Raw genomic sequence first — 24,935 nt, 5'->3', positions numbered from 1 at the left:
GCGATAGCTGGTCCTTGGATCATGAGCGCTTTGCCGGAAAGAGGCGGCGATGTCCACGCCCCGGCGCTGAAAATGGGACTGGCAGAAAGAAAAATCCGGAGGATGAGACGATGAAGATTTTGGTTCTCACATTTGGCGTTCTTCTCCTGCCGCTCGGCGCCGCGGCGGCCGAAGCCGATGCGGCCCGCTTCCAGCTGGAGAAGAGCGGCGACCATTTCGTCCGGCTCGACAGGCAGACCGGGGCGATGTCGATCTGCCAGGACAAGGACGGCGCCCTCGTCTGCCGCATGGCCGCCGACGAGCGGGCGGCCTATGAGGACGAGCTCGACCGGCTCTCCGAGCGGGTGACGAAGCTGGAACAAGGCGGCCTCGTCCAGCGGGCGCTGCCGAGCGATGCCGAGGTCGACCGCTCGATCAGCATCATGGAGAAGATGATGAAGAGCTTCATGGGGATGGTGAAGGAGTTCCAGGCCGAGGAAAAGGCCAATCCCCTTCCGCAGAAGACCTGATCTGATATAGTCCTTCCGAGGAAGCGGCATGCGGCGCGGGGGGACGGCGCACGCAGGCACGATCGGGCTCTTGGGAGGGAGTTTTCGATGCACGAACAGACCATCATCATTGCGGACGATCATCCGCTGTTCCGGGATGCGCTGCGCCAGGCCGTCATCGGCATGGAAGGCCGGCAGACGATCGTCGAGGCCGGCGATTTCGCCGCCGCGCGCAAGGCGGCGGGCGCCCATGCGGAGGCCGACCTGATGCTGCTCGACCTCGCCATGCCCGGCGTCAGCGGCTTTTCCGGGCTGATGGCGCTGCGCTCCGAATTCACCAGTCTGCCGATCATCATCGTTTCGGCCACCGACGATGCGACGACGATCCGCCGCTCGCTGGAACTCGGCGCGTCCGGCTTCATCTCCAAATCCTCCGGGATCGACGACATTCGCCGCAGCATCCAGACGGTGCTGGCCGGCGATATCGCCACGCCGGAGAGCTATCGCGACGGCCAGGAGCAGGATCCCGATGTCGCCGATCTGATCCACCGTCTGCATACGCTGACGCCGCAGCAGAGCCGGGTGCTGACCATGCTGGCCGAAGGGCTTTTGAACAAGCAGATCGCCTATGAGCTCGGCGTCTCCGAGGCGACGATCAAGGCGCATGTCTCGGCGATCCTCTTGAAACTCGATGTCGACAGCCGCACGCAGGCGGTCATCCAGCTCGGCAAGATCAACATGGCGATGGTTGCCTGAACGCCCCGCGGGAAAATCGCAAGCGATCTCGGCCGGCGGCTAAGGGCAGGATTTTATTCCTCTTTTGCCTTTACTCAGGCGATACGGTCGGTTAATATTCCGCTCGATTGAAGCGCGGCAGGCACGAGCCGCCGGGATCGGGCGCATATGCTGTCACACGAGCAGATCTGGAGTGCGATCGACAGGCTTGCCGAACGGCACGCGCTGACGCCATCCGGTCTTGCACGGCGCGCCGGGCTCGACCCCACCTCCTTCAACAAATCGAAACGGCTTTCCGCCGACGGGCGGCTGCGCTGGCCCTCGACGGAATCGATCGCCAAGGTGCTCGATGCGACCGGGGCGAGCATGGAGCAGTTTCTGGCCTTCCTGCGGCCGGGCGCCGCGTCTTCCGAACAGCCTCACGGCGCAGCTCCGCCGCAGGGCAGCTCGATTCCGCTGCTCGGCTTCGCGCAAGCCGGCGCCGGCGGCTTCTTCGACGATGGCGGCTTTCCGGCCGGCCAGGGCTGGGACGTGGTGGAATTTCCGGCAACGCCGGCGCAGACATCGGGCGTCTATGCGCTGGAGGTGCAGGGCGAAAGCATGATGCCGCTCTATCGCGACGGCGACGTGCTGATCGTAGAGCCGGCGGCGCAGGTGCGCCGCAACGACCGCGTCGTGGTCAGAACACGCAAGGGCGAGGTGATGGCCAAGGTGCTGCTGCGCCAGAGCCCACGGTCGATCGAGCTCTTGTCGCTCAATCCCGAACATCCCAACCGCACCCTCGAACTTGCCGATGTCGACTGGATCGCCCGCATCATCTGGGCCAGCCAATAGGAAGATATTCCATGCGCCCTGCCGCCGTCTTCACAGGTTTCTTCGGGATGGCGGTGGTGGCCGGCCTGCTGCTGGCCGGTGAAGCCAGGCTTCGCGGCGGCACTTCCGGCGACGAGACGGCATCGGCGGAGGAGACGGCAACCACCACGGCGGATACTGCCCCTGAGCCCACCGAACCCGCAATATCGGACGAACAAGCCGAAAGGATCGCCGCCTCGACGGAACCGGCGCCATCGCCCCCTTCAGGACCGGGCGATGGCGCGGCCGCCAAACCCGCCGATCCCACGCAGCAGGCTCAGACCGCTCCCCGACAAGCGGCAGCGCCGGCCGCGAAGAAGCCGGTGGAGCTGGCGCGGCCGGCGGTCGACAATGCCGGCATGCTTTCGTTCGGCGAGCGCCGGCTGCAGCTGGCCGGCGTCATTCCGACCGCCGCCGATAAAATATGCGGACCGGCGGGCCGGCAATGGCCCTGCGGCATGATGGCCAAGACGGCGCTGCGCCAGCTGCTGCGCAACCGCAGCATCAGCTGCGATCTCGATAGCGCGGAATGGAAGGGCACCGCGTCGGCAAGCTGCCGGCTCGGCGCGCAGGATCTCGGCACATGGCTCGTCGAAAACGGCTGGGCGGAAGCGGCGGCGGGTTCGCCGCTTGCCTCAGCCGCCGAGGCGGCCCGGCAGGCGGGAAAAGGCATTTACGGCGACGACCCGCGCCGGAGATAGACGGCGGCCTTGACAGAGAGCCGATCCCTTGTAATGCCGGCTGCCAATTCCCACTCTGGGCTGATTGAAAAAGGAAACAGAGATGAACAAGCCGCTTTCCGCCCATGACGCGCTGATCTACGTGATGGTGATGGCCTCCGCCGTCGACAGCACGATGAACGACCGGGAGATGGAGAGGATCGGCCAGCTGATCGGATTCCTGCCGGTTTTCCGGGATTTCGACGACGACAAGCTGATTTCGGTGGCGCGCGACTGCGCCTCGCTGCTGGCCGGCCCCGAGGGTCTCGACGTCGTTCTCGAAACCGTGCGCGACACTCTGCCGGCAAAACTCTACGACACGGCCTATGCGCTCGCCGTCGAAGTCGCTTCCGCCGATCTTTCGGTCAAGGCCGAGGAACTGAGGCTGCTCAGCCTGCTGCGCGATCGGCTCGGCCTGGATAAGCTCACCTGCGCAGCGATCGAGCGCAGCGCCATTGCCCGCTTCCGCAAGGGCTGACCTTTTGCTTATGTATGTCGTTATCCCAAAACCGCTGCACAGTTTTGGGCGACATGCATCTCAATAGAGCCCGTAAGGGAAATACCTGAGATAGATTTCCTGGAGGCGGCCGTTGCGCGACAACGTGGCGAGCGCGTGGTCGATGGCCGCCGTCAGCACGCTGTCCTTCTGCCGCAGCATGATCGTCATGCCCTCGCCGAGGAATTGCTCGGAGAGATAGGGGCCGTCGAACAGCGCGCAGCATTTGGCCGAGGCGGGTGACGAAACCCAGAAGGACAGCTGCAGCGCATCGGCAAAGGCGGCATCGACCTTGCGCTCCTTCAGCGCCGCCAGCAGGGCGTCCTTTGTGTCGAAGGCCTGCGCCTGGATCGCCGGGAAGAAGGCCGCCAGCATCGCCTCATGCACCGTCCCCCTGACGACCCCGACCGGATGTTTCGCAAGGGCGGCAGCCGTCTTGCCGTCGAGCGGCACGGCGAGATTGCGCACGAAGCGGGCCGGCAGCATGAGATAGGGCCGGGAGAAGACGAATTGCCGGCGCAGTTCCGGAGTCACCGCCAGGCCGGCGATGACGGCATCGCCCTGCGAGGCGGCGAGCGCATCCTTCAGATCGGCAAAGGGGATCGCCTGGATCTGGCACTTGTCCGATATCTCGAGCTCGCTGCAGATTTCGCGGGCAAGGTCGACGTCGAAACCGGAAAGCTTGCCGTTCTGATCGGTGAAATTGAACGGCGGAAAATCGACCGAGGTCAGGAAGCGCAGGCGCACCAGCGAGGAGAGATCGGGTCTGGCCAGACGCTCGCGGGCATCGAAGAGCAGCGGCAGCGAGGGCGACACCTGCTGGGCGGAGGCGGCAAAGCTCGACAGCAGCGCCAGCCCGAACGCGAAAAACCCTTGAAGAGTCAGGGATGCCAGCCTGGATTGCGTCATCGTGATCTTGGTCTCGGGTTCAGTGGGAAGCGTTGCGGTGTCGGCGAGATGTATCAGAGTCATGGCCGACGGGGAATATGTGCGGGAGTGCGGGGAAGCGCCGCCGTGCAGAGAAACAGCCTTCATGTCTCACCTTCGGCCTGAGGAGATCGCCGAGGCCAGCCCCTCATCCGGTTGCCGCCACCTACCGAGGTCGAGCCCTCTCCGTTCCCCCTCCACCTTTGGAAAAACCCCTCCCCAACCCCTCCCCACAAGGGGGAGGGACTAACTCGGGGCTCCGCCTCGCTCCTCCCGAGACGTCGAAGATCTGGAAAGCGGGTGCGACAAATTAAGCCCCTCCCCCTTGTGGGGAGGGGTTTGGGGCGGGGTCTTCGATCGGGACAGCGGTAACAACTTACGGGGGGATAATAATTCAGCCCCCTAAAAATTGCGGCCATCCGCAGCCTCCGTGTTAGCGCGGAATTAAAGAATATCGCCTCTATTTGTGGCGACGACACGGACCCCGCCGGCCGATTGCATGATGCATGCGTCAATCCACATTTCCTGAGCCGCGACACTGAAGCAGCGCTCTGTTTGCAACAATTGATTTCAAAGCACCGGGCGCGACACGCCCAGCCAACCGGGTGACATTTCCATGTTGAAGCATCTGAAAATCCGCACGAAAATCATATCGGTCGTGGCACTGCTCGGGCTGATCACGATGACCGGGCTGATCTATGTCATCTCCGAATTCCGCCGGGCGGACGCTGCCTACAGCGCCTTCATCGATCATGAGGCGCAGGCCTCGATGCTGAGCGCGCGCGCCAGCGCATCGGTCGTGGCCTCGGTGCTGCAGGTCACCCTGCTTGCGGAAATGAAGCCGGATACGCCGGCATTCCAGACGACGCTCGCCACACCGAGTAGGCTGCCGCAGGCCCGTGACCGGCTGAAACAGGCGCTGGCGCTGGTGCCGAGCCGCAAGGCCGCGATCGACGACATTCAGGCCGGCATCGATGAAATCGAAGCGCTGGCAAACAAAATCATCGAGCAGAGCAAGGCCAAGGATAGCGCCGGCGCGCTGGCGAATGCCGCCCTGATCAATACCAAGCTCGATGCGCTGACACCGAAGATGATCGCCAACAACGATGCGATGATGGCATTGCTCAACGACGGCGGCGACGCGCTTTCGGCTTCGGTGAGCGGCCAGATCGCCTTCAGCTTGGCCCTGATCGGCATCGCCGTGCTTGCCGCGATCGGCTTCGGCGTAGTCGTGGCGCAGAAAGGCATCGCCGGCCCGATGACGGCGCTGCGGCTGCGCATGACGCGGCTTGCCGAAGGCGATACCACAAGCGAAGTCAGCGGCCTCGACCGCGGCGACGAGGTCGGCCAGATGGCAAAGGCCGTTTCGATCTTCCGCGACAACGCGATCGAGCGGGCCCGGATCGAAGCCCGTGCCGACGCCGAGCGCAGCGTCAGCGACGGCGAGCGCCGCGAACGCGAAGCGCAGAAGACCCGCGAAGCCGCCGAACTCGACCGCGCCGTCGCAGCCCTCGGCGACGGCCTGCGCCGTCTGGCCGCCGGCGATCTCGCCTCGCATATCGACCAGCCTTTCGTCGCCCACCTCGATGCGTTGCGCCAGGACTTCAATAATTCGGTCGAAAAGCTCAACGAGACCATGCATACGGTCGGGGCCAACGCCCGGGCGATCGGCGCCGGCGCCAACGAGATCCGCTCTTCCGCAGACCAGCTTTCCCAACGGACGGAACAGCAATCAGCCTCCGTCGAAGAGACGGCGGCAGCCCTCGAAGAAATCACCACGACGGTGCGCGATGCCGCCAAGCGCGCCGAAGAGGCGAGCCAGCTCGTCGCCCGCACCCGCCTCGGCGCCGAAAAATCCGGCGAGATCGTCCGCAAGGCGGTCTCCGCCATGCAGCAGATCGAGCAGTCTTCGGTGGCGATCGGCAATATCATCGGCGTCATCGACGAGATCGCCTTCCAGACCAACCTCTTGGCGCTCAATGCCGGCGTCGAAGCCGCACGCGCCGGTGAAGCCGGCAAGGGCTTTGCCGTGGTGGCGCAGGAAGTGCGCGAGCTTGCGCAGCGTTCGGCCAAGGCGGCCAAGGAAATCAAGGACCTGATCAGCAATTCCGGCACGCATGTGCAGACCGGCGTCTCGCTGGTCGGCGAAACCGGCAAGGCGCTCGACTCGATCGTCGCCGAGGTGCAGGAGATCAACCAGCACGTCCACGCGATCGCCGAAGCCGCGCGCGAGCAATCGATCGGCCTGCAGGAGATCAACACCGCCGTCAACACCATGGACCAGGGCACGCAGCAGAATGCGGCGATGGTCGAGCAATCGACGGCGGCGAGCCACGGCCTTGCCACCGAAGCGGCCGCGCTCAACACCCTGCTCGGCCAGTTCAGACTGACCGGCACCGGCGGCTTTACCGCCGCCGCACCGATCGCCTCGACCCGACCGCCGGCCGCAGCACCGCGTGTCGCCCCGCGCCCGGCGGCCAAGGCATCGATCCGCGTCGCCAAGGAAGGAACGGCCCGCCCGGCCGCCTCCCCCGCCCGCGCCCTCGGCCAGACCCTCGCCAACGCCTTCGGCGCCGGCACGAGCACGCCGTCGAGCCAGGATGCGGATTGGACGGAGTTCTGAGAAGCTTGAGGCAAGCCTGTCCGGTTCGTGCCAGTGGCTGCCCCTCACCCTAGCCCTCTCCCCGTAAACGGGGCGAGGGGACGTGCCCAGCGAGACGTTGGCGAGGGGACGGAGAGGGTTGCGCCTATCCCCCTTCGCCCCGTTTACGGGGAGAAGGTGGCGGCAGCCGGATGAGGGGCGGACGGCGGCAACCGCCCTTTCCTTTTGAGGTCTCGTCTACCCCGGCCGCCACCCAACCTCGACCAGAATATTTCCAGGCGCCGTGCAATAAAACAGCCAGCCGCCGCGCATCGCCGCCGGCGGGCCGGACAGCGCAGCGCCTGAAGCAACGAGCCCGGCGTGGACAGCATCGACATCCGCCCTTTCCGGCAGGATGAAGCCGATATGATAGGTCTGGCGGCCGATCTCCACCTGGTCGGCGGTGCCGAACTTGGCGATCGCGTGGCTGAGCACGATTTCGAGGCCGGCATCGTCGCTCAGAATCGCCAGGCCGTTCTGGCCGCGCATATCCTTCAGCGTCAGTCCGAAATGGCGGATGAAAAAATCCGCCGTTGCAGCGATATCGGGTACGTGAAAATCGAGATGGTTCAGGCGCATGACTGTCTCCGTTCAAAAAATCCCGGGACTGCCTTTTGCCGTCTCCGCACGCCGCCGGGATCCCGCATCTTGATGCGGATCACGTCGCGGGTTCTCGTGCCATAGGCCACGGAGCAGAGCTTCTTGAGGGCGCTCACGCGCTCTTGCGGAAGGGATCGGGCTTACCTCAACCGATCCTGCCTTTTTCGACGATGTCGATCTAGCAGACGGCAGCGGTTTCAGCAATGGATGGTCCGAGCCGTCACGGCGTCCGAAGCCGTGTTTGTCGAAGGATTGAAGGCGGATATGCCGTTTCATCTGGTGAGCGCAATGCGATCGGGAGTAAGATCGCATCGTTCGGCGCGTCAGAAGGGGATTGATATGAAACCTGCACTCATCGGCCTTATCGGCACCCTCGTTCTTGCCGGGTGCAACACCGTTACCTATTCCGGCCCGGGCCTCGAACCCATCCCAGGCAGCATCACCTATAGTGGCCAGCCGCGCACCAAACTCACCAAATCCCCGGTCGGCTCCGCCTTCCCGCATGATTTCATCGACCAGTATGGCCGGCAGGTGGAGGAAACCTACATCATCCAGCCCGACCGGAGCCTGATCATCGCGCATCGGCAGTACAAGCCAATCCGGTTTTTCGGCGATTAGGCATTGATCGACAAAATTTGGATGACGTCGTCGGGCACGCATATTGATCGTTCGGTGCCGTACGAGGCGACAGCGAGATCCGCGGAAACGATGCTGTTGAAATCGACGACGCCTGCAAGTCCGGCAAACTCAGGACGTGCTGCGTTTTCCGAAACCGAATGTCTTTCTCAGACTGCTATCGACCGCGTTTGCCGGCATAAACCTGCGCAGCCGGCTGAGCAGCGTCGCCTGGCCACCTGCCGGTTGACGCATTCGATATGGACCGTTGATCACAGCCAAGATCTTCTCGGCTACTGCCAACGGCGACGGCGCGGTCCTGATCTGAGCCTGGACCGCCTTGATGGTCGCGTCAGCCTGCGTGGCATAGACCCCTAACGGCATTTCCGTCTGTGCTGCGTTTACATCAAGTTTCGTGTTGGTGAAGGTAGGTTCAAGGAGGACGACGCGCACGTTGAATTCACGAATCTCGTGGTCGAGGGATTCGGACAGCCCTTCCAGCGCATGCTTGCTGCTCGCATAAATGCCCATAAATGGCGCAGGCAGGAATCCCAGGACCGAGCTTACATTGATGATCAGCCCGCTCCGCGCGGCCCGCATCGAGGGCAAGACAGCACGGATCATGCGCAAAGGGCCGAACAGGTTCGTATCGAACACCGTTTGAGCTTCGGAAACAGAGGTATTTTCGACAGGGCCGACCAGTGAAACGCCGGCATTGTTGATCAGGATGTCGATTTTGCCTGCCTCGGACAAAACCCATTGAACAAAATCGGAGACCGAGGCGTCGTCGGTGACGTCGGCAGTCCCATAACGCACGCCGGGAATGGCATTGACACGCTGCGGGTTTCGCACGCCGCCAAAGACCTGGAAGCCGTTTTGTGCAAGAAGGCGGGCCGACGCTTCGCCTATTCCGGAGGATGCTCCGGTGATGACGACGACTTTATTTTGAGACATGGAGGCTCCTGGCTGGGCGCGAGTGGTTGACTACGTGCTTCAATAGAAGGGTCAGACTTTTTACCCTGTCCAAAAGACAGTAAGTCAGAACCGGTCATCGGACACGTAAGATTTCGATCGACATCTATTCTCTCTTTAGATGTCAATCGAAATATAAAATCAAGCACTTTTTGCTTTACGGCGATTTTTTCGGTGATCGCGCCTTCAAACGTGCCGGGGCATGTCAACTGGGAGCGGCACGAGCCTCAACCGGTTCAGGATTTCGGAGCGGCAGTCCCCGCTCGGTTTTGAGCGACTATTTCGTCGTGGGTCGGGCCACTGCCTGCCGCGAAGAATTCCTTGATCAGCGCGTCGGGTCGGCAGCGCTAAATGAGGCGCTTATCGCTCGCGGTCTGACGTGCCGAGAGCTTTCATGATGAAGCGGATTTGGGCATGGAGGCTGACGGCGGTCGCCTTGCCTTCCTGAACGCGCTGCTCAAGCAGAACAGGATGGAAGAACGGCAAGAAGGCGGTGATGATGCCGCGCGCGGCTTCGTCGGCGTCTTCGACGTTGAACTCGCCTGTCTGCCGACCCTCGCGGACAAGTCCTTTGAGGATCCCCAGAATGCGCTCATTGTGCGCGTTAACGGTTGCCCAACTTCCATCCATGGCGGCGACAAGCAGATCGTGCATGGGTCTGTCCTCCACCAGCATTCTCGTGCTGTGGTGGTGAATGGCGGTCAAGAGATCCGCCAGCTTCTTGCTCGCCGGCGCGTCCGAGCGTGCAATCGCCTGAGCGATTTCAGCAACCTCTTTGATAATCAGTCCGCAGACGGAACTGTTTATCGCCGTCCTCGAGGGAAAGAAGCGATAGACATTGGCGCGGCTCATGCCGAGTTCGGCGGCGATATCGGCGACTGACGTCTTATGGTAGCCGATCCGCCGAAAATGCCTTTCCGCCACCTCGAGAATCCGCGTCCGCGACTGCTCGATATCACTTTCTGCCGGATTCGCAAAAGTCATCGCCATCTCCGGAGAACATCACTCGGCAGCCATTGCCGTCGGTAGTTCCACCTCCTCCGGGGAGTTTTCATGGCTTTCCTTTTTCGTCGGCTTGATGCGGAACCAGGTGGCATAGAGAGCGGGGAGGAACAGCAGGATCATCACCGTGCCGACCGCCGTTCCGCCGATCAGCGTGTAGGCCATCGACCCCCAGAAGACCGAGTGCGTGAGCGGAATGAAGGCCAGCACGGCCGCCAGAGCCGTCAGGATAACCGGGCGCGTGCGCTGTACAGTCGCCTCGATGACGGCGTGATAGTCGTCGAGACCGGCCGCTCGGTTCTCCTTGATCTGCTCGGTCAGGATCAAGGTGTTGCGCATCAGGATTCCCGCGAGCCCGATCAATCCGAGAATGGCATTAAAGCCGAATGGCTTGTCGAAGAGCAGCAGGATGGGAACCACACCGGCTAGACCGAGCGGCCCTGTCAGCATCACCATGGTCATCGTCGACAGGCTCCGGACCTGCAGGACGATGATGATCAGCATGGCGGCAATCATTGCCGGGAAAATTTTGACGAGCGCGACATTGGCCTTCAGCGACTCCTCGATGTTTCCGCCCATCTCGATACGATATCCGACGGGAAGCGAGGCAATCAGCGGCTGAAGCGCCTTCAGAATCTGTTGCGAGACTTCCGGGGGCTGCGTCGCCTCGGCGATGTCCGAGCGGATCGTAATCACCGGCGTTCGATCGCGACGTTTGAGGATCGGCTCTTCGAACCGGATTTCGGAGTGACCGATCTGATCCAGCGGAACCTGCCGGCCATCCCGGCTCATCAGCGAGAAATCTGCCAATCTCGATGGATCAAGCCTGTTTTCGCCAGCGCTACGGGCGATGACCGGCACGTTGCGAATATTCTCACGGACCTGCGTGATCTGAACGCCGCTTAACAGCAACTGCATCTGCTGGGCCGCCTCGGCCGGCGAAAGGCCGATTAGGCTCAACCGATCCTGGTCGGGAACGAAGCGCAGCACCGGCGTGCGGTCGCCCCAGTCACGATTGGCCTGGCGGACATCCGGCACGCTCTTCATGATGTCGAGCGCCTTCTCGGAGATTTCGTACAATTGCTTGGGATCGGGACCCATGACACGAAACTCGACCGGGAACGGCGTATAGGGACCGAATACGAGTTGGGTAACGCGGACATAGGCTTCCGGGGCGAGCCCGTCCGAGACGGCCGTCCGGAGACGATGTTTCAAGGCCTCCCGGGTCTTGGCGTCGGGAGTGAGCACGACGATCTTGGCGAAGGACGGGTCCGGGAGTTCCGGCGCCATGGCGAAGAAGAAGCGAGGAGCGCCCTGACCGACATAGCTGGTGACGGTCTTTGCCTCCGGCTGCTTCTGCAGCCACCCTTCGAGCTTTTCGACCGCAGCCGTCGTCGTCTCGATGCTGGTGCCTTCCGGCATACGGACTTCGACCAATACTTCGGGCCGATCGGACGTCGGGAAGAACTGCTTCTTCACCGATCCCATTCCGACGACAGAGACCGCCATGGCGATGGCGACCAGCGCACAGGTGACGAACTTGTGGCGTACGCTAAACTCGATCATCCCCCGCAGGCGGCGATAATTCGGCGTGTCGTAGATCGCGTGATGACCACCTTCGACCGGCTTGATCGCTGGCAGCATCTTGACTCCGAGGTAGGGCGTGAAGATCACCGCGACGATCCAGGATACGATGAGGGCGAATCCCACGACCCAGAAGATGTTGCCGGCATATTCACCGGCAGTCGAGCGGGCGAAACCAACGGGCATCAGCCCGACGATCGTCACCAGCGTACCCGACAGCATCGGCGCTGCCGTATGGCTCCATGCATAGGCGGCCGCCTTGATCCGATCCATCCCCTCTTCCATCTTCACCACCATCACCTCGATGGCGATGATGGCATCGTCGACCAGGAGACCGAGGGCCAGAATGAGCGCGCCGAGCGTGATGCGATCGAAGAAACGGCCAGTCTCCAGCATGATGAGGAAGACGACGGCAAGCGTCAGCGGTACGGCAAGCGCGACGACGATGCCAACACGCCAACCGAGGCTGATGAGGCTTACGAACAACACGACGCCGAGCGCCATGGCGAATTTCAGCATGAACTCGCCGACGGCTTCCTGGATGTTGACGGCCTGGTCGCTGACTTTGGCCAGCGTCATGCCGAGCGGTAACGTCTCGGCGATCGCACCGGATCTTTCTTCCAGCGCCTTGCCGAGCTCCAGACCATTCCAACCCTGCTGCATCACCACGGCAAGCATGATGGCGGGTTCACCATCATGGCGGATAAGATAGGTGGCCGGGTCCTCATAACCGCGGCGAACCTCTGCGAAATCGGAGAGTTTCAGCGTGCGCCCGGCCGCGACGATCGGCGTGTCGGCGATCGCCTGAATACTGTCATAGGCGCCATCGAACCGGATGAACACCTGCGGGCCGCGCGTATCGATCGACCCCGCCGGCGTCACGGCGTTTTGCCGCTGCAAAGCGGCCGCGATGTCTTGCGCCGAAATTCCGAGGGTTGCCAGTTTGGCATAGGAGAACTCGACAAAGATCTGTTCGGGCCGCTCTCCGAGGATGTTGATCTTCTTGACACCCGGCACATGCAGGAGATCCTGACGGATCACTTCGGCCTGACGCACAAGTTCGCGCATCGGCATGCCTTTGGCCTTCAGCGCATAAAGACCGAAGCTGACATCGGAATACTCGTCGTTGACAAACGGGCCAAGAACGCCCCGCGGCAGGTTTCGCGTCTCATCCCCAAGCTTTTTGCGGGCCTGATAGAATTCCTCCTCGACAGCGGTGGCCGGCGTACTGTCCTTCAGCGTAACGGTCAGAAAGGCGTATCCCGGCCGGGTTGTCGTCTCGACGCGATCATACCAGGTGAGTTCCTGAAGGCGTTTCTCGAGAGGCTCGGCGACCAGGTCCTGCATTTCGCGCGCTGTTGCACCCGGCCACACCGACGTCACGGTCAGGGTCTTGATGGTGAACGAAGGATCCTCCGCCCGCCCCAGCTTGACGAACGCATAGATACCGGCGACGGCAAGCAGGACAATGAAGAACAGCGTAACGGCTCTCTCGCGAACCGCGAGCGCGGATAGATTGAAGCCCATCAGTTCGCCGCCTCTACCTGTTCCGCTTTGGTGCGCACGCTGGCGCCGTCCTGCAGCAAATGCGCGCCAAGCGCGACGACCGGCTCGCCTGCCATAACGCTTGAGACCACCGCAACCTCCTCGCCGATCTGTTCTATCTTCACCTGCCTGAAGCGAACGGTCGACGATTTCTCATCAAAAACCCAGACGCCGGTCCGGCTGCCGTCGTCCAAAACGGCGCCGACAGGCACCGCGGCATGCGATTGGCCGCCGCCGTTGGAGATTCTGATCGTCACTGTCGCGCCGAGAGGCGCTGCCGCTGCTGCGCCATCCAGAACCCACCGTGCCTCGTAGGTGCGCGTTTGGGGATCGGCAGCATCCGAGATCTGCCGCAGCCGCGCCTTGTCTTGCCGGCTTTCGTTGCCGTAGATACTGGCATCGGCTGTCTCGCCGATCGACGGCCGTAGGAATTCAGGAAGCCAGACCAGCGCCTCGCGCGGACCAGCCTGTGCGAGCCGGACCACGGTTTGTCCCGCCGTCACAACCTGCCCCGGCTCCCCGAGCGTTTCGACAACGGTTCCATCAGTATCGGCCACCAGGACGGAGTAGGCAGTCTCGTTTTCTGCGACCTTCGCTTCCGCTTGCGCCGCGGCAAGCCGAGCGGTTGCCGTGTCCAGCGCCGCCTTTGCCTGCTCGTAGCGCTGCGGCGTCGCCGCCAGTCCGTTCTTCACCAAAGCGGCATAGCGCTTCTCGTCTGCCTGGGCTTGGGTCAGCACAGCTTCAGCTGCAGCGACGGCGTTCCGTTTCGCCGTCAGTGCCAGATTGAGATCGGTCTCGTCGATGCGCATCAGGGGCTGACCGGCTTTGACCTGCACGCCGACGTCCACATAGCGCTGCATGATCTTGCCGGGCACACGAAAGCCGAGATTGCTCTGCACCCGGGCGGCGATGGTGCCGGTGAAGGTGCGTTCGGTTGCCTCCGGCATTTTGGCTTCCACCAACTTGACGAATGGTGGCGCCATGCGGGGATCAGCAGCTTGCGCGCTTCCTTCCGAGGACTCCACGACGATGACGAGCGTCGCGGCGCCGGCAGCCGCAAGAAGGCTGAAAGATGCGAGGAGTATTTTGCGGTTCATGTCATTAACTCTTATTGACGGGCGCAGCTATTTATTTAGATTGCGATCTAACTCTAATTTCTGTATAGATGTCAAATGAAATCTAATTGGAGATCGCTATGAGAGTCAGTCGTGCTCAGGCCGAGGCCAATCGAGAAACGGTAATCAATGTCGCAAGCCGTCTCTTCCGGGAGCATGGCTTCGACGGCATAGGGCTGAAGGATTTGATGAAAGGCGCCGGCCTAACCCAAGGCGGATTCTACAAGCAGTTCGAATCGAAGGACGATCTTGTGGCGCTGGCATCCGGACGAGCGATGGAGAGCGCGGTTCGCAGATGGTCGACGGTGGCCGGCGCAAGCACCGACCCCCTCGCAGCGGTTGCCGCCCTCTATCTCTCGGCCGGACATCGGGAAGAGAAAGCCGATGGTTGCCCCTTGGCCGCGCTTGGCTCCGACGCGGCGCGTCAAAGCGAAGAGGTGCGGGCTCCATTCCAGCACGGCATAGAAGCTCACCTGCGGATTCTCGACGAATTGATCCCGGCATCGGACGGCGCGGAACCTTATGACAAGGCCATGGTCATCCTCTCCCTCATGGTCGGCGCGGTGACGATCTCCCGCGTCATGACGGATCGGGACATGTCGGCGCGTCTGCTCGAAACCGCATCCGATGCGGTTAAGCGCATTGCGAGCGGCACAGACGAAGAATGAGATCTCTGCTCCGTCAGCGACTTCGACTCCGCGCGAATTCAACACGCTCCCATGAATCATAATCCCGCACCGACGCAACGATGGGCCGGCGCAGACTTCGACGGAATGTTGGAAACATTCATCGGAGCTGCCCACTTTGACGCGTCGCCGGCCCATAGGCTTGAAGGCTTTCACTGGTCCGCCGATGTTCGTGTTCACGGCGCGATGACGGTCGTCGATCTCGCATGCAATGGAGAGTGGAACCTTTGGGCTACCCTGGACACACCGGAATGGCTTACCATCCACGTGCCGCGAACCGGCATCTCCGGCATGACGCGACGGCAAACCACGACAACAGCGACACCGGGCCAGATGCTGCTTGGGCAAAGCCACGAGGCGGATCGCTTCCTCGTGCGGGGAGAGTTCCATCGATCACAGAAACTCTTCTTGCATTGGAACCAGATCTGCCAAGCGTTCGGGCAGGTGTTTGAAGCCCCACTTGTCGAACCGCTGAACCTCTCACCCCTGGTTGACGGATCAAGTGCCGCCGGACATCTCATCAAGAATCTCGTCGAGACGATCATCGGCGGCATGCTTGGAGACGCGATCTTGCTTCATTCGCCGATCGCAATGGTCAACCTCAATCAGGCACTCACTCATTTGCTCATTCGATCGGTGCCGCATCGCTACTCTCAGCGACTGGAGCAGACTGCGTTCATGCCCGCTCCACGACATGTTCGTCGGGCGATAGATTTCATGCACGCGAATATCGCCAGGCCGATCACCATTTCGATGATCGCTCAATCGGCCAACGTCTCAGTCCGCACCTTGGAAACCGGCTTCCGGACCTTCAAGGACGCTACTCCGGCAGGTTACTTGCGAACGCTGAGACTGCAGGCCGCTCGATCAGACCTTCTGGATCGGTCGAACCGGCAGAGCGTCAGGGATATCTGTCTGAAATGGGGATTCTCCCACGCCGGCCGCTTTTCTGCACTATACCGGTCCGCTTACGGGGAAAGCCCTCGGGAAAGCGTCAGGCGAAAGTTTTCGGCCGGCTCGTCTCAGTCCGGTATAAGGCGAGGCAGCCTCTAAGCCGTTCGGCATTATTCTGTCGATGAAGGTGATGGATGGAGCGGGTGAAGGGAATCGAACCCTCGTATTCAGCTTGGGAAGCTGCTGCTCTACCATTGAGCTACACCCGCGATGCGCTGAGATTTCCAACAGATGGGGGGCGCTGTCAAGTCGCGTTTCAGATGCGGAAGTGCTTCGAGAGTTTGAGGCCCTGGGCCTGGTAGTTGGAGCCGAGGCCGGAGCCGTAGAGGCTCATCGGTTTTTCCTGCATGTGCTCGTAGACCAGGCGGCCGACGATCTGGCCGTCTTCGAGGATGAAGGGCACTTCGTGGCTGCGCACTTCGAGCACGGCGCGGCTGCCGCGGCCGCCGGCCGGCGCATGGCCGAAGCCCGGGTCGAAGAAGCCGGCATAATGGACGCGGAATTCGCCGACCAGCGGATCGAAGGGGGTCATCTCGGCAGCATAATCCGGCGGCACGTGCACGGCCTCGCGCGAGACGAGGATATAAAACTCGTCGGGATCGAGGATCAGCTCGTTGCGGCCGCGGCTATAGAGCGGCTCCCAGAAATCGAAGATGTCGTGCTGATCCTTCTTGTCGACATCGACGACGGCGGTGTGATGTTTGCCGCGATAGCCGATCAGGCCGTCCTTGTCGCCGGCCAGATCGATCGACAGCGCGATGCCGCCGCCCGATACGTTCGGCAGCTTGCTCGCCACCAGCGTCTCGCTTTCATGCAGCTTCAGCAGTTCCGGCTCGCCGAGCAGGGACTGGCCGACACGGAAGCGGATCTGCGACAGGCGCGAGCCGCGGCGCACGACGATCGGAAAGGTGCGCGGGCTGATTTCGAGATAGAGCGGGCCGGCATAACCTGCCGGGATCTTGTCGAATTCCTGGGCGTAATCGGTGATGACGCGGGTGAAGATATCGAGGCGGCCGGTCGAGCTCTTCGGGTTGGCCGAGGCCGACATGTCGGCCGGCAGCGCCAGGCTCTCCATCAGCGGCACGATGTAGACGCAGCCGGTTTCGAGCACCGCGCCTTCCGTCAGGTCGATCACATGCAGGCTCAGCCGGTCGAGCTTGTCCGACACCAGATGCGAGGGGCCGGGCATGAAAGAGGCGCGCACGCGAAAGGCCTTGCTTCCCAAGCGCAGGTCGAGGCTTGCCGGTTGGATCTGGTCGCGGTCCAGCTCCCGTTCGGAGATCAGACGCCCCGTTTCAAACAGCGCCGAGATCGCGCGGTCCGCCAGAATTCCCGTTTCACGAGCCATCATGCCTCTTCCATCATTTGCCGCCGACAAAACCAAACTCGGGGAATTGACGCAAGCCGCCAACAGCAGTATTGCAGAATTATCCCGTGGTGATTTGGCCGGTCGGCTTGCAGCCACGTTAAACAAGTGGCTAAAAAGACCGGGTTGAAACCGGTCTGCTTTTGCGACCGGTTTTTTTGTTATGTGAAGGTGATGGCATGAGCAAGACCTGGCGCCCGGCAACCCAACTCGTCCACGGCGGCACGCTGCGTTCGCAATATGGCGAAACATCCGAGGCAATCTATCTCACGCAAGGCTTCGTTTATGACACCTCGGAAGCGGCCGAAGCCCGCTTCAAGGGCGAGACCGACGGCTTCATCTATGCCCGCTACGGCAGCCCCACCAACGACATGTTCGAAAAGCGCATGTGCATGCTGGAAGGTGCCGAAGACGCCCGCGCCACCGCCTCCGGCATGGCCGCCGTCACCGCCGCCATCCTCTGCCAGCTGAAATCAGGCGACCATATCGTCGCCGCCCGCGCCCTGTTCGGCTCCTGCCGCTGGGTTGTGGAAACATTGGCGCCGAAATACGGGATCGAGTGCACGCTGATCGACGGCCGCGATCTTGCCAACTGGGAAAAGGCAATCACTGCGAAAACCAAGGTGTTCTTCCTGGAAAGCCCGACCAACCCGACGCTCGAGGTGGTCGATATATCAGGCGTTGCCAAGCTCGCCAACCAGATCGGCGCCAAGGTCGTCGTCGACAACGTCTTCGCCACGCCGCTGTTCCAGAAGCCGTTGGAGCTCGGCGCCCATATCGTCGTCTATTCCGCCACCAAACACATCGACGGCCAGGGCCGCTGCCTCGGCGGCGTCGTACTCTCAGACAAGGAATGGATCGACGAGAACCTGCACGACTATTTCCGCCATACCGGCCCGGCCATGTCGCCGTTCAACGCCTGGACGCTGCTGAAGGGCATCGAGACGCTGCCGCTCAGGGTGCGCCAGCAGACCGAGAATGCGGCGAAGATCGCCGATTTCCTGGCCGAGCAGAGCAAGGTCGCCAAGGTGATCTATCCCGGCCGCAAGGACCATCCGCAGGCCGATATCATCGCCAGGCAGATGACCGGCGGCTCGACGCTGGTCTGCTTCGAGCTGAAGGGCGGCAAGGAGGCGGCCTTCGCGCTGCAGAACGCGCTCGATATCGTCAAGATCTCCAACAATCTCGGCGACAGCAAGAGCCTGATCACCCATCCGGCCACGACGACGCACAAGAACCTGACGGAAGAGGCGCGCGCCGAACTCGGCATCTCTCCCGGCACGGTGCGGCTTTCGGCCGGCATCGAGGATACCGACGACCTGATCGAGGATTTTGCGAAAGCGCTTGCCAAGGTTTCGGCCTGATCGACTGATACAGCGGCCGGACTTCATCCGAATCCGGCCGCTGCATTCGGACACGTTCGCCTGTGGCGGCGTTGCGAAGTAAATTAACACTGAGAATTAGGCTTAATGATCGAAAAACCTTTCGATCATAGCTGTTTCATCGCGGATCAACGTTCCGTTTCTTGACGGACAGGGCCTCTTATAAGATATGGGTAACATATCTTGACTAAGGTGCAAGGCATGTATCGCGCCCTCACAAAGGATATCGAAGTCGTCGTCGAGCCATTCTATCTGGAGGAGCAATCCGATCCGGAAGACGATCGCTATGTCTGGGGCTACCGGATTGTCATCAGCAACAATTCCGCCATCGCCGTTCGCCTGGTCAACCGCTACTGGAACATCACCGACCAGAACGGCGTGGTGGACGAGGTGACCGGCCCCGGCGTCGTCGGCGAACAGCCGCGGCTCAGCCCCGGCGACACCTACGAATATTCCTCCGGCTGCCCGCTCGACACCCCCTCCGGCCTGATGTTCGGCCATTACCAGATGGAAACCGACGAAGGCGAGATGTTCGATGTCGACATTCCCGCCTTCTCGCTGGATTCTCCGGGGCTGCTGCGCGTGCTGAACTGACGTGTAACGCCACAGGCGGTAGGACACTTCGGCCCGGAGATTGCCGGGGGCCCGCCCCTCATCCGCCTGCCGGCACCTTCTCCCCGTAAACGGGGCGAAGGGACCAAGCCGCAACCTCTCCGTCCCACGCCACCTTTCACAGGGCACGTCCCCTCGCCCCGTTTACGGGGAGAGGGTTAGGGTGAGGGGCATCTTGCGGGTCCGAACCGGCCCTACTCCGCCGGCTGAAGCTCAGTCGTTTCGAAGCGGTAGGTGGTCGAGCAGAATTCGCAGGTGACTGATATTTCGCCATTTTCCTGGCTGGCCTCGATCTCCTCGGCCGAAAAGCCCTTCAGCACGCCGCCGATCTTTTCCCGCGAGCAGCTGCAGCGGTCGAAGACGGCGCGGGGTTCGTAGACGCGCACGCCGCGCTCATGGAACAGGCGAAACAGCAGCCGCTCGGTCCCGACAAGCGGGTCGGTCAGTTCATCGGCGTCGATGGTCTCGACCAGCGAACGGGCTTCGAGCCAGGCATCGTCCTCACCATGCAGGCGGCTGCCGGTGTCGCCGTCGCCGCCGTGGAGATCGGGCCGGCGCATGCGTTCCGGCGCCTCCGGCAGGAACTGGGCGACGAGGCCGCCTGCCCGCCAGCGATGGCGCGGCTTGCCGGCCTCGTCACGATCGAAGAGTTCGGCTGCGGCCAGGCGCACGCGGGTCGGGATCTGCTCCGACTGGCGGAAATAGACGCCGGCAATCTCCTCCAGCGAGGTGCCGTCGAGCTCGACGATGCCCTGGTAGGGCTGGCCGAACTTGCCCTGGTCGATGGTGAAGGCGAGCACGCCGCAGCCGAGCAATTGCTCCGGCTCGGTTTCGCCCGCGGCAATCGCCTTGTTGAGCAGCGCCTGATCGAAACGGGCATAGGCGCGGACATTTTCCGGCGTCGAGAAATCGGCGACGAGAAGATCGACCGGGCCATCGCCCTTGGTCTGCACCGTGAACTTGCCGTCGAATTTCAGCGAAGTGCCGAGCAGCACCGTCAAGACGACGACTTCGGCAAGCAGCCGGGCAACGGGGGCGGGATAATGATGGCGCTCGAGGATCGCATCGAGCATCGGGCCGAGCTGGACGGCGCGGCCGCGCACGTCAAGCCCCTCCACCTGAAAGGGGACGACATGGTCATCGCCGGCGAAATCGAACTGGCCGAGGGCGGCTGCAGCTTCTGCCATGGCTTTACTCCTGGTTTTCGCGAGCGACGGGGCAGCGTGCCCTTCGCTCGCGCGGCCGCGGGTCGATGACTCGCGGCATCCGATTATGGTTCAGATCGCGCCCAGGCACCAAGCAAGAATCGACTTCTGCGCATGAAGACGGTTTTCCGCTTCATCGAAGACCACGGATTGCGGACCGTCGATCACCTCATCCGTCACTTCCTCACCGCGATGAGCCGGCAGGCAATGCATGAACAATGCATCATTGCCTGCTTTCGCCATCAAGGCCGCGTTGACCTGGTAAGGCTGGAAGACATTGTGACCCCGGGCCCGATGTTCCTGATTCATGGAGACCCAGGTATCGGTCACCACGCAATCGACGCCTTCGACCGCACGGTCGGCATCATGGCAGAGCATGATTTCGGCGCCCTCATTGCGGGCCCAGTTCAGATAGTGATCCTTTGGCTCCGAACCAAGGGGCACGGCCATGTTCATGCGATAGCCGAAGCGCGCGGCCCCTTCGACCAGCGAATGCAGCACATTGTTGCCGTCGCCGGTCCAGGCGATGGTCTTGCCCTTGATCGGGCCGCGATGCTCTTCGAAGGTCATGATATCGGCCATGATCTGGCAGGGATGGGTATCATCCGTCAGCGCATTGATCACCGGCACGGTCGCGTGCTCGGCGAGCTCCAGCAGGCGCGAATGCTCGGTGGTGCGGATCATGATCGCATCGACATAACGCGACAGCACCTTGGCGGTGTCGCCGATCGTCTCGGCCCGGCCGAGCTGCATCTCGGTGCCGGACAGGAACAGCGTTTCGCCGCCGAGCTGGCGCATGCCGACATCGAAGGAGACGCGGGTGCGCGTCGACGGCTTTTCGAAGATCATCGCCAGCATCTTGCCGGCGAGCGGCTTGTCGCCCGTGCCTGATTTGAAGGCCTGCTTGCGGGCGAGCGCATCGTTCATGATGGTTCTGAGATCGGCCGAGGAGACCGCCGAAAGATCGAGGAAATGTTTAGGTGCCATGTTCTTACCTGTCGTGCGCCCGAAGGCGCAATCCTTTCAAGCCGTCTTCTTGACCTTGGCGGCGCGGATGCTCTCGGCAGCGCGCTCGAGGCGGGCAAGGCCCTCGCGGGCTTCCTCGGCGGTGACGACGAGGGGCGGAAGAAGGCGGATGACGTTGTCGCCGGCGGGTACGCCGAGCAGATGGGCGGCGCGGATCGCCTGCAGCAGTTCGGCCGAGGGAATGGCGGCCTTGACGCCGAGCAACAGCCCCTCGCCCCTGATATCCTCGATCACATCGGGATAACGATCCTTGAGCGAGGCGAGGCCTTGGCGGAAAACAAGGGCGACGTCGCGCACCTGCTGGAGGAAGCCGTCGGCGAGGATGATGTCGAGCACGGCGCTGCCGACGGCCATGGCGAGCGGATTGCCGCCATAGGTCGAGCCATGCGTGCCGGCCTTCATGCCGGAGGCAGCCTCTGCCGTGGCAAGGCAGGCGCCGAGCGGGAACCCGCCGCCGATGCCCTTGGCGACCGCCATGATGTCGGGGGTGACGCCCGACCATTCATGGGCGAAGAGCTTGCCGGTGCGCCCGACCCCGGTCTGGACCTCGTCGAGGATCAGCAGCAGGCCGTGTTCGTCGCAGATCTGGCGCAGCGCCTTCATGAATTCGGGGGTGGCGGGGCGCACGCCGCCCTCGCCCTGCACCGGCTCGATCAGAATTCCGGCCGTGGCATCGGTGATCGCGGCACGCACCGCTTCGATATCGCCGAACGCCACCTGATCGAAACCCGGCGCCTTGGGGCCGAAGCCTTCGAGATATTTCTCCTGGCCGCCGGCGGCGATCGTCGCGAGCGTGCGCCCGTGGAAGGCGCCTTCGAAGGTGATGATATGGAAGCGCTCGGGATGGCCCTTGGAAAACTGGTAGCGGCGCGCCGTCTTGATCGCGCATTCGAGCGCCTCGGCGCCCGAATTGGTGAAGAACACCTTGTCGGCGAAGGTGGCGTCCGTCAGCCGTTTGGCCAGACGCTCCTGGCCAGGGATCTCATAGATATTGGAGAGGTGCCAGACCTTGTCGGCCTGCTCCTTCAGTGCGCCCACCACATGCGGATTGCTATGGCCGACCGAGGTGACGGCGACGCCGGCGCCGAAATCGAGATATCGCTCGCCGCTTTCGGTGATCAGCCACACGCCCTCGCCTCGCTCGAACCGCAGCGGGGCACGAGAATAGGTGTCATAAAGCGGCGCGGCTTCAGCCATGGCGCGATCTCCCGATCTAAAGTTATGGGGCGACTGACTCCGGCTAAGAAAACCAGGCCCGAAAAATCAAAAATGCCGCCTTGCGGCGGCGACTGGCACTATTTCCTTTTCGCGCTGCAATGTCAACAAAACTGCGCCCTTAGCGCATGCAGCAAGGGTGTACAGCGGCATTTTCAGTCTTCAACAGGCATTATTGCAGAAATGACACGCCGGGGCAGCAAGTTGGGGAAAACTCGGAATTCGATTCATCCGGATTCCCGCGACTCTTGTCAGGGAGTCAGGCTCACACTAGGTTAAAGTTCAATTACTAGACTGCATGCGGCGGAACTAGTCACCAAAATTGATCGGGCGTTTCTTGTTTCGGAGCCTTCCGGGACAACGGTGAGGGATTCTGCCATCACCAACGCGAAAGGTGGAGACAGGGCATGAACTGGACAGACGAGCGGGTCGAGAAACTCAAGAAGCTTTGGGCCGAAGGACTGAGCGCCAGCCAGATCGCGGCACAACTTGGCGGCGTCAGCAGAAACGCTGTTATCGGCAAGGTACACAGGCTGAGCCTGCCGGGCCGCGCCAAGGCCGGCGGCACGAACACCGCGGCGCGAACGCCGAAGCGCACCACATCGGCGCCGCGCGCACCGAACTATGCCTCTCGCATCACCACCACCCGCACCGTTACCCGCCAGCAGGGCGCGACGATGCTGAAGGAAGAGATCGAGATCGAAACGGTCGAGGAAATGGAATATGTGCCGAAGGGCAACGTGGTCGTGCCGATCTCGCGCCGCCTCGGCCTGACGGAACTGACCGAACGCACCTGCAAGTGGCCGGTCGGCGATCCGCTGAAGGATGACTTCCACTTCTGCGGCTGCGAATCCCCCGACAATTCACCCTATTGCAGCTATCACCAGAAACTCGCCTACCAGCCGGTCAACGAACGCCGCCGGGCAGCAGCGCGGGTTGGCTGAGCGGGTAGCATCGCTGGACATGAGAAACGGGCCGAACGGCCCGTTTTTTTATGATTGGAGTAGAGGCTCTCGGGTCAGCCTCAGCATGACGGAGGGCGAGGTGGCGCCTCCTCTGTCACGAGGAAGGCACGATTACGGCGCAGGGAGACCAGAGACACGGCAGGGATGCGCCATCCGCTGGCCCGGGAGCGAATTTGGCGAGAAAGCCACCCCACTCTCCGTCATCCTCGGCCTTGAGCCGAGGATCCACGCCTCTGACGTTTGCGGATGCCGTCTGGATCCTCGGGTCGAGCCCGAGGATGACGGAGTATTGGGGGAACCACGCAGCAAGTACCGCAACGCGCGCCAAATAGACGTTTGACTCCGCAAGCAGCAACGCAATGAACCGGCCTGAAGCGGGCGCAAAACCGCTGCATACGGTCACTAGCGGCCCTCAGGCTTCCATCGAATAACCGGCGCCGCGGACGGTGCGGATGACGTCCTGCATGTTGGAGAAATTCAGCGCCTTGCGCAGGCGGCCGACATGGACGTCGACGGTGCGTTCGTCGACATAGATGTCGTGGCCCCAGACGCCGTCCAAGAGCTGCGAGCGGGAGAAGACCCGGCCGGGCGACGACATCAGGAATTCCAGCAGGCGGAATTCGGTCGGGCCGAGGCGGACTTCGCGGCTCTTGCGGTGGACGCGATGGGTTTCGCGGTCGAGCTCGATATCGCCGCATTTCAGCACGGTCGACAACACCTCCGGGCGGGCGCGGCGCAACATCGCCTTGACGCGGGCAACGAGCTCGGGGGTCGAGAAGGGCTTGACGACATAATCGTCGGCGCCCGTCGAAAGGCCGCGGACACGCTCGCTCTCTTCGCCGCGCGCCGTCAGCATGATGATCGGCAGGCGCTCGGTTTCCGGCCGCATGCGCAGGCGGCGGCAGAGCTCGATGCCGGAGACGCCGGGCAGCATCCAATCGAGGATGAGAAGATCGGGCGTGCGCTCCTGAAGCCGCATTTCGGCTTCGTCGCCACGAAGGATGGTATCGACCTCGAAGCCTTCCGCTTCGAGATTGTAGCGAAGAAGCACGCTGAGGGCCTCTTCGTCTTCAACAACTGCAACTCTCGGGATCATGCGTGTCGGTCTCCTCGCGCATGATCCTTAAACCGGGGGTGATTTAAGCAATGCATCCTGCGCAAATTCAGAAAATTGGCTGCGACCTCTTTGCGCGCCCGGCCGGGCGCGCACGCAATTGACGGGTGCGGGCCTGG

General features: G+C 62.3%; 23 protein-coding genes, 1 tRNA gene and 1 riboswitch. Of the genes, 12 read left to right on the top strand and 12 right to left on the bottom strand.

What is annotated here, in order from left to right; translation table 11 throughout:
- Positions 1 to 110 precede the first annotated feature (110 nt).
- The 5 genes from CO666_RS28475 to CO666_RS28455 all read left to right on the top strand — a co-directional run bounded on the left by CO666_RS28475 (position 111) and on the right by CO666_RS28455 (position 3,272).
- The gene (locus CO666_RS28475) at positions 111 to 509 is read left to right on the top strand and encodes a hypothetical protein (protein ID WP_097615366.1); all 399 of its coding nucleotides are present in this window, start codon (positions 111 to 113) and stop codon (positions 507 to 509) included.
- An 87-nt stretch (positions 510 to 596) separates the two neighbouring features.
- Entirely contained in the window at positions 597 to 1,244 is a 648-nt protein-coding gene (locus tag CO666_RS28470; RefSeq protein ID WP_097615365.1) for a response regulator, read from the top strand.
- A gap of 147 nt (positions 1,245 to 1,391) precedes the next feature.
- A complete protein-coding gene (locus CO666_RS28465) occupies positions 1,392 to 2,057 on the top strand; it encodes a S24 family peptidase (RefSeq protein ID WP_097615364.1) in 666 nt (221 codons plus the stop codon).
- A gap of 11 nt (positions 2,058 to 2,068) precedes the next feature.
- Positions 2,069 to 2,776, top strand: a complete 708-nt coding sequence (locus CO666_RS28460; protein WP_097615363.1) for a thermonuclease family protein — start codon at positions 2,069 to 2,071, stop codon at positions 2,774 to 2,776.
- A gap of 82 nt (positions 2,777 to 2,858) precedes the next feature.
- A complete protein-coding gene (locus tag CO666_RS28455) occupies positions 2,859 to 3,272 on the top strand; it encodes a tellurite resistance TerB family protein (RefSeq protein ID WP_003570543.1) in 414 nt (137 codons plus the stop codon).
- A 60-nt stretch (positions 3,273 to 3,332) separates the two neighbouring features.
- Here the strand turns inward: CO666_RS28455 and CO666_RS28450 are convergent, their stop codons facing one another.
- The gene (locus CO666_RS28450) at positions 3,333 to 4,199 is read right to left on the bottom strand and encodes a transporter substrate-binding domain-containing protein (RefSeq protein WP_097615378.1); all 867 of its coding nucleotides are present in this window, start codon (positions 4,197 to 4,199) and stop codon (positions 3,333 to 3,335) included.
- Between the two features lie 634 nt (positions 4,200 to 4,833).
- Between CO666_RS28450 and CO666_RS28445 the strand changes: the two genes are divergently transcribed.
- Complete coding sequence (locus CO666_RS28445) at positions 4,834 to 6,840, top strand: methyl-accepting chemotaxis protein (protein WP_097615362.1); 2,007 nt, start codon at positions 4,834 to 4,836, stop codon at positions 6,838 to 6,840.
- A gap of 216 nt (positions 6,841 to 7,056) precedes the next feature.
- On the opposite strand, the gene CO666_RS28440 is transcribed toward CO666_RS28445, so the two are convergent.
- The gene (locus CO666_RS28440) at positions 7,057 to 7,437 is read right to left on the bottom strand and encodes a VOC family protein (protein ID WP_097615361.1); all 381 of its coding nucleotides are present in this window, start codon (positions 7,435 to 7,437) and stop codon (positions 7,057 to 7,059) included.
- A gap of 360 nt (positions 7,438 to 7,797) precedes the next feature.
- Here CO666_RS28440 and CO666_RS28435 point away from each other — a divergent pair, with 360 nt between their 5' ends.
- Positions 7,798 to 8,076, top strand: coding sequence for a hypothetical protein (locus CO666_RS28435; protein ID WP_097615377.1), 279 nt, complete (start codon positions 7,798 to 7,800; stop codon positions 8,074 to 8,076).
- Between the two features lie 129 nt (positions 8,077 to 8,205).
- On the opposite strand, the gene CO666_RS28430 is transcribed toward CO666_RS28435, so the two are convergent.
- The 4 genes from CO666_RS28430 to CO666_RS28410 all read right to left on the bottom strand — a co-directional run bounded on the left by CO666_RS28430 (position 8,206) and on the right by CO666_RS28410 (position 14,273).
- Positions 8,206 to 9,027: an oxidoreductase gene (locus CO666_RS28430; RefSeq protein WP_097615360.1), complete on the bottom strand. Its 822-nt coding sequence runs from the start codon at positions 9,025 to 9,027 to the stop codon at positions 8,206 to 8,208.
- Positions 9,028 to 9,405: 378 nt separating this feature from the next.
- A complete protein-coding gene (locus tag CO666_RS28420; protein WP_097615359.1) occupies positions 9,406 to 10,029 on the bottom strand; it encodes a TetR/AcrR family transcriptional regulator in 624 nt (207 codons plus the stop codon).
- A gap of 18 nt (positions 10,030 to 10,047) precedes the next feature.
- On the bottom strand, positions 10,048 to 13,158 hold the full coding sequence (locus CO666_RS28415; RefSeq protein ID WP_097615358.1) for an efflux RND transporter permease subunit: 3,111 nt from the start codon (positions 13,156 to 13,158) through the stop codon (positions 10,048 to 10,050).
- Positions 13,158 to 14,273: an efflux RND transporter periplasmic adaptor subunit gene (locus CO666_RS28410; protein ID WP_097615357.1), complete on the bottom strand. Its 1,116-nt coding sequence runs from the start codon at positions 14,271 to 14,273 to the stop codon at positions 13,158 to 13,160. The genes CO666_RS28415 and CO666_RS28410 overlap by 1 nt, the downstream gene beginning before the upstream one ends.
- Before the next feature lie 98 nt (positions 14,274 to 14,371).
- Here CO666_RS28410 and CO666_RS28405 point away from each other — a divergent pair, with 98 nt between their 5' ends.
- A complete protein-coding gene (locus CO666_RS28405; protein ID WP_097615356.1) occupies positions 14,372 to 14,959 on the top strand; it encodes a TetR/AcrR family transcriptional regulator in 588 nt (195 codons plus the stop codon).
- A 105-nt stretch (positions 14,960 to 15,064) separates the two neighbouring features.
- Positions 15,065 to 16,030 carry a helix-turn-helix domain-containing protein gene (locus CO666_RS28400; RefSeq protein ID WP_245436882.1) on the top strand — a complete coding sequence of 322 codons (966 nt, stop codon included), beginning with the start codon at positions 15,065 to 15,067 and terminating at the stop codon, positions 16,028 to 16,030.
- A gap of 36 nt (positions 16,031 to 16,066) precedes the next feature.
- Here CO666_RS28400 and CO666_RS28395 read toward each other — a convergent pair.
- Together CO666_RS28395 and CO666_RS28390 are read right to left on the bottom strand one after the other, a co-directional pair.
- Positions 16,067 to 16,140: transfer RNA gene (locus tag CO666_RS28395), tRNA-Gly, on the bottom strand.
- A gap of 47 nt (positions 16,141 to 16,187) precedes the next feature.
- Positions 16,188 to 17,282 carry a 2'-deoxycytidine 5'-triphosphate deaminase gene (locus CO666_RS28390; protein WP_179869776.1) on the bottom strand — a complete coding sequence of 365 codons (1,095 nt, stop codon included), beginning with the start codon at positions 17,280 to 17,282 and terminating at the stop codon, positions 16,188 to 16,190.
- Between the two features lie 73 nt (positions 17,283 to 17,355).
- Positions 17,356 to 17,434: riboswitch (SAM riboswitch) on the top strand.
- Positions 17,435 to 17,476: 42 nt separating this feature from the next.
- On the opposite strand from CO666_RS28390, the gene CO666_RS28385 reads away from it, so the two are divergent.
- Both CO666_RS28385 and apaG read left to right on the top strand, forming a co-directional pair.
- Positions 17,477 to 18,661 carry an O-succinylhomoserine sulfhydrylase gene (locus tag CO666_RS28385; RefSeq protein WP_097615354.1) on the top strand — a complete coding sequence of 395 codons (1,185 nt, stop codon included), beginning with the start codon at positions 17,477 to 17,479 and terminating at the stop codon, positions 18,659 to 18,661.
- A 219-nt stretch (positions 18,662 to 18,880) separates the two neighbouring features.
- Positions 18,881 to 19,273 carry a Co2+/Mg2+ efflux protein ApaG gene (gene apaG, locus CO666_RS28380; protein ID WP_097615353.1) on the top strand — a complete coding sequence of 131 codons (393 nt, stop codon included), beginning with the start codon at positions 18,881 to 18,883 and terminating at the stop codon, positions 19,271 to 19,273.
- Between the two features lie 212 nt (positions 19,274 to 19,485).
- Here the strand turns inward: apaG and CO666_RS28375 are convergent, their stop codons facing one another.
- The 3 genes from CO666_RS28375 to CO666_RS28365 form a co-directional block, all read right to left on the bottom strand.
- Positions 19,486 to 20,478 carry an Hsp33 family molecular chaperone gene (locus tag CO666_RS28375; protein WP_097615352.1) on the bottom strand — a complete coding sequence of 331 codons (993 nt, stop codon included), beginning with the start codon at positions 20,476 to 20,478 and terminating at the stop codon, positions 19,486 to 19,488.
- Between the two features lie 90 nt (positions 20,479 to 20,568).
- On the bottom strand, positions 20,569 to 21,483 hold the full coding sequence (gene argF / locus CO666_RS28370; RefSeq protein ID WP_097615351.1) for an ornithine carbamoyltransferase: 915 nt from the start codon (positions 21,481 to 21,483) through the stop codon (positions 20,569 to 20,571).
- A gap of 36 nt (positions 21,484 to 21,519) precedes the next feature.
- Positions 21,520 to 22,719 (bottom strand): aspartate aminotransferase family protein, encoded by a 1,200-nt coding sequence (locus CO666_RS28365; RefSeq protein ID WP_097615350.1) that lies wholly within the window; start codon positions 22,717 to 22,719, stop codon positions 21,520 to 21,522.
- Positions 22,720 to 23,144: 425 nt separating this feature from the next.
- Between CO666_RS28365 and CO666_RS28360 the strand changes: the two genes are divergently transcribed.
- Positions 23,145 to 23,681 (top strand): GcrA family cell cycle regulator, encoded by a 537-nt coding sequence (locus CO666_RS28360; protein ID WP_097615349.1) that lies wholly within the window; start codon positions 23,145 to 23,147, stop codon positions 23,679 to 23,681.
- A gap of 433 nt (positions 23,682 to 24,114) precedes the next feature.
- Here the strand turns inward: CO666_RS28360 and phoB are convergent, their stop codons facing one another.
- A complete protein-coding gene (gene phoB / locus CO666_RS28350) occupies positions 24,115 to 24,798 on the bottom strand; it encodes a phosphate regulon transcriptional regulator PhoB (RefSeq protein WP_010068798.1) in 684 nt (227 codons plus the stop codon).
- Positions 24,799 to 24,935: the final 137 nt, after the last annotated feature.

Origin of the sequence: Rhizobium chutanense (assembly GCF_002531935.1) — a bacterium.
Taxonomy (GTDB): domain Bacteria; phylum Pseudomonadota; class Alphaproteobacteria; order Rhizobiales; family Rhizobiaceae; genus Rhizobium; species Rhizobium chutanense.
The sequence above is the reverse complement of the archived record's forward strand: the minus strand, read 5'-3'. Positions and strand labels throughout refer to the sequence as shown.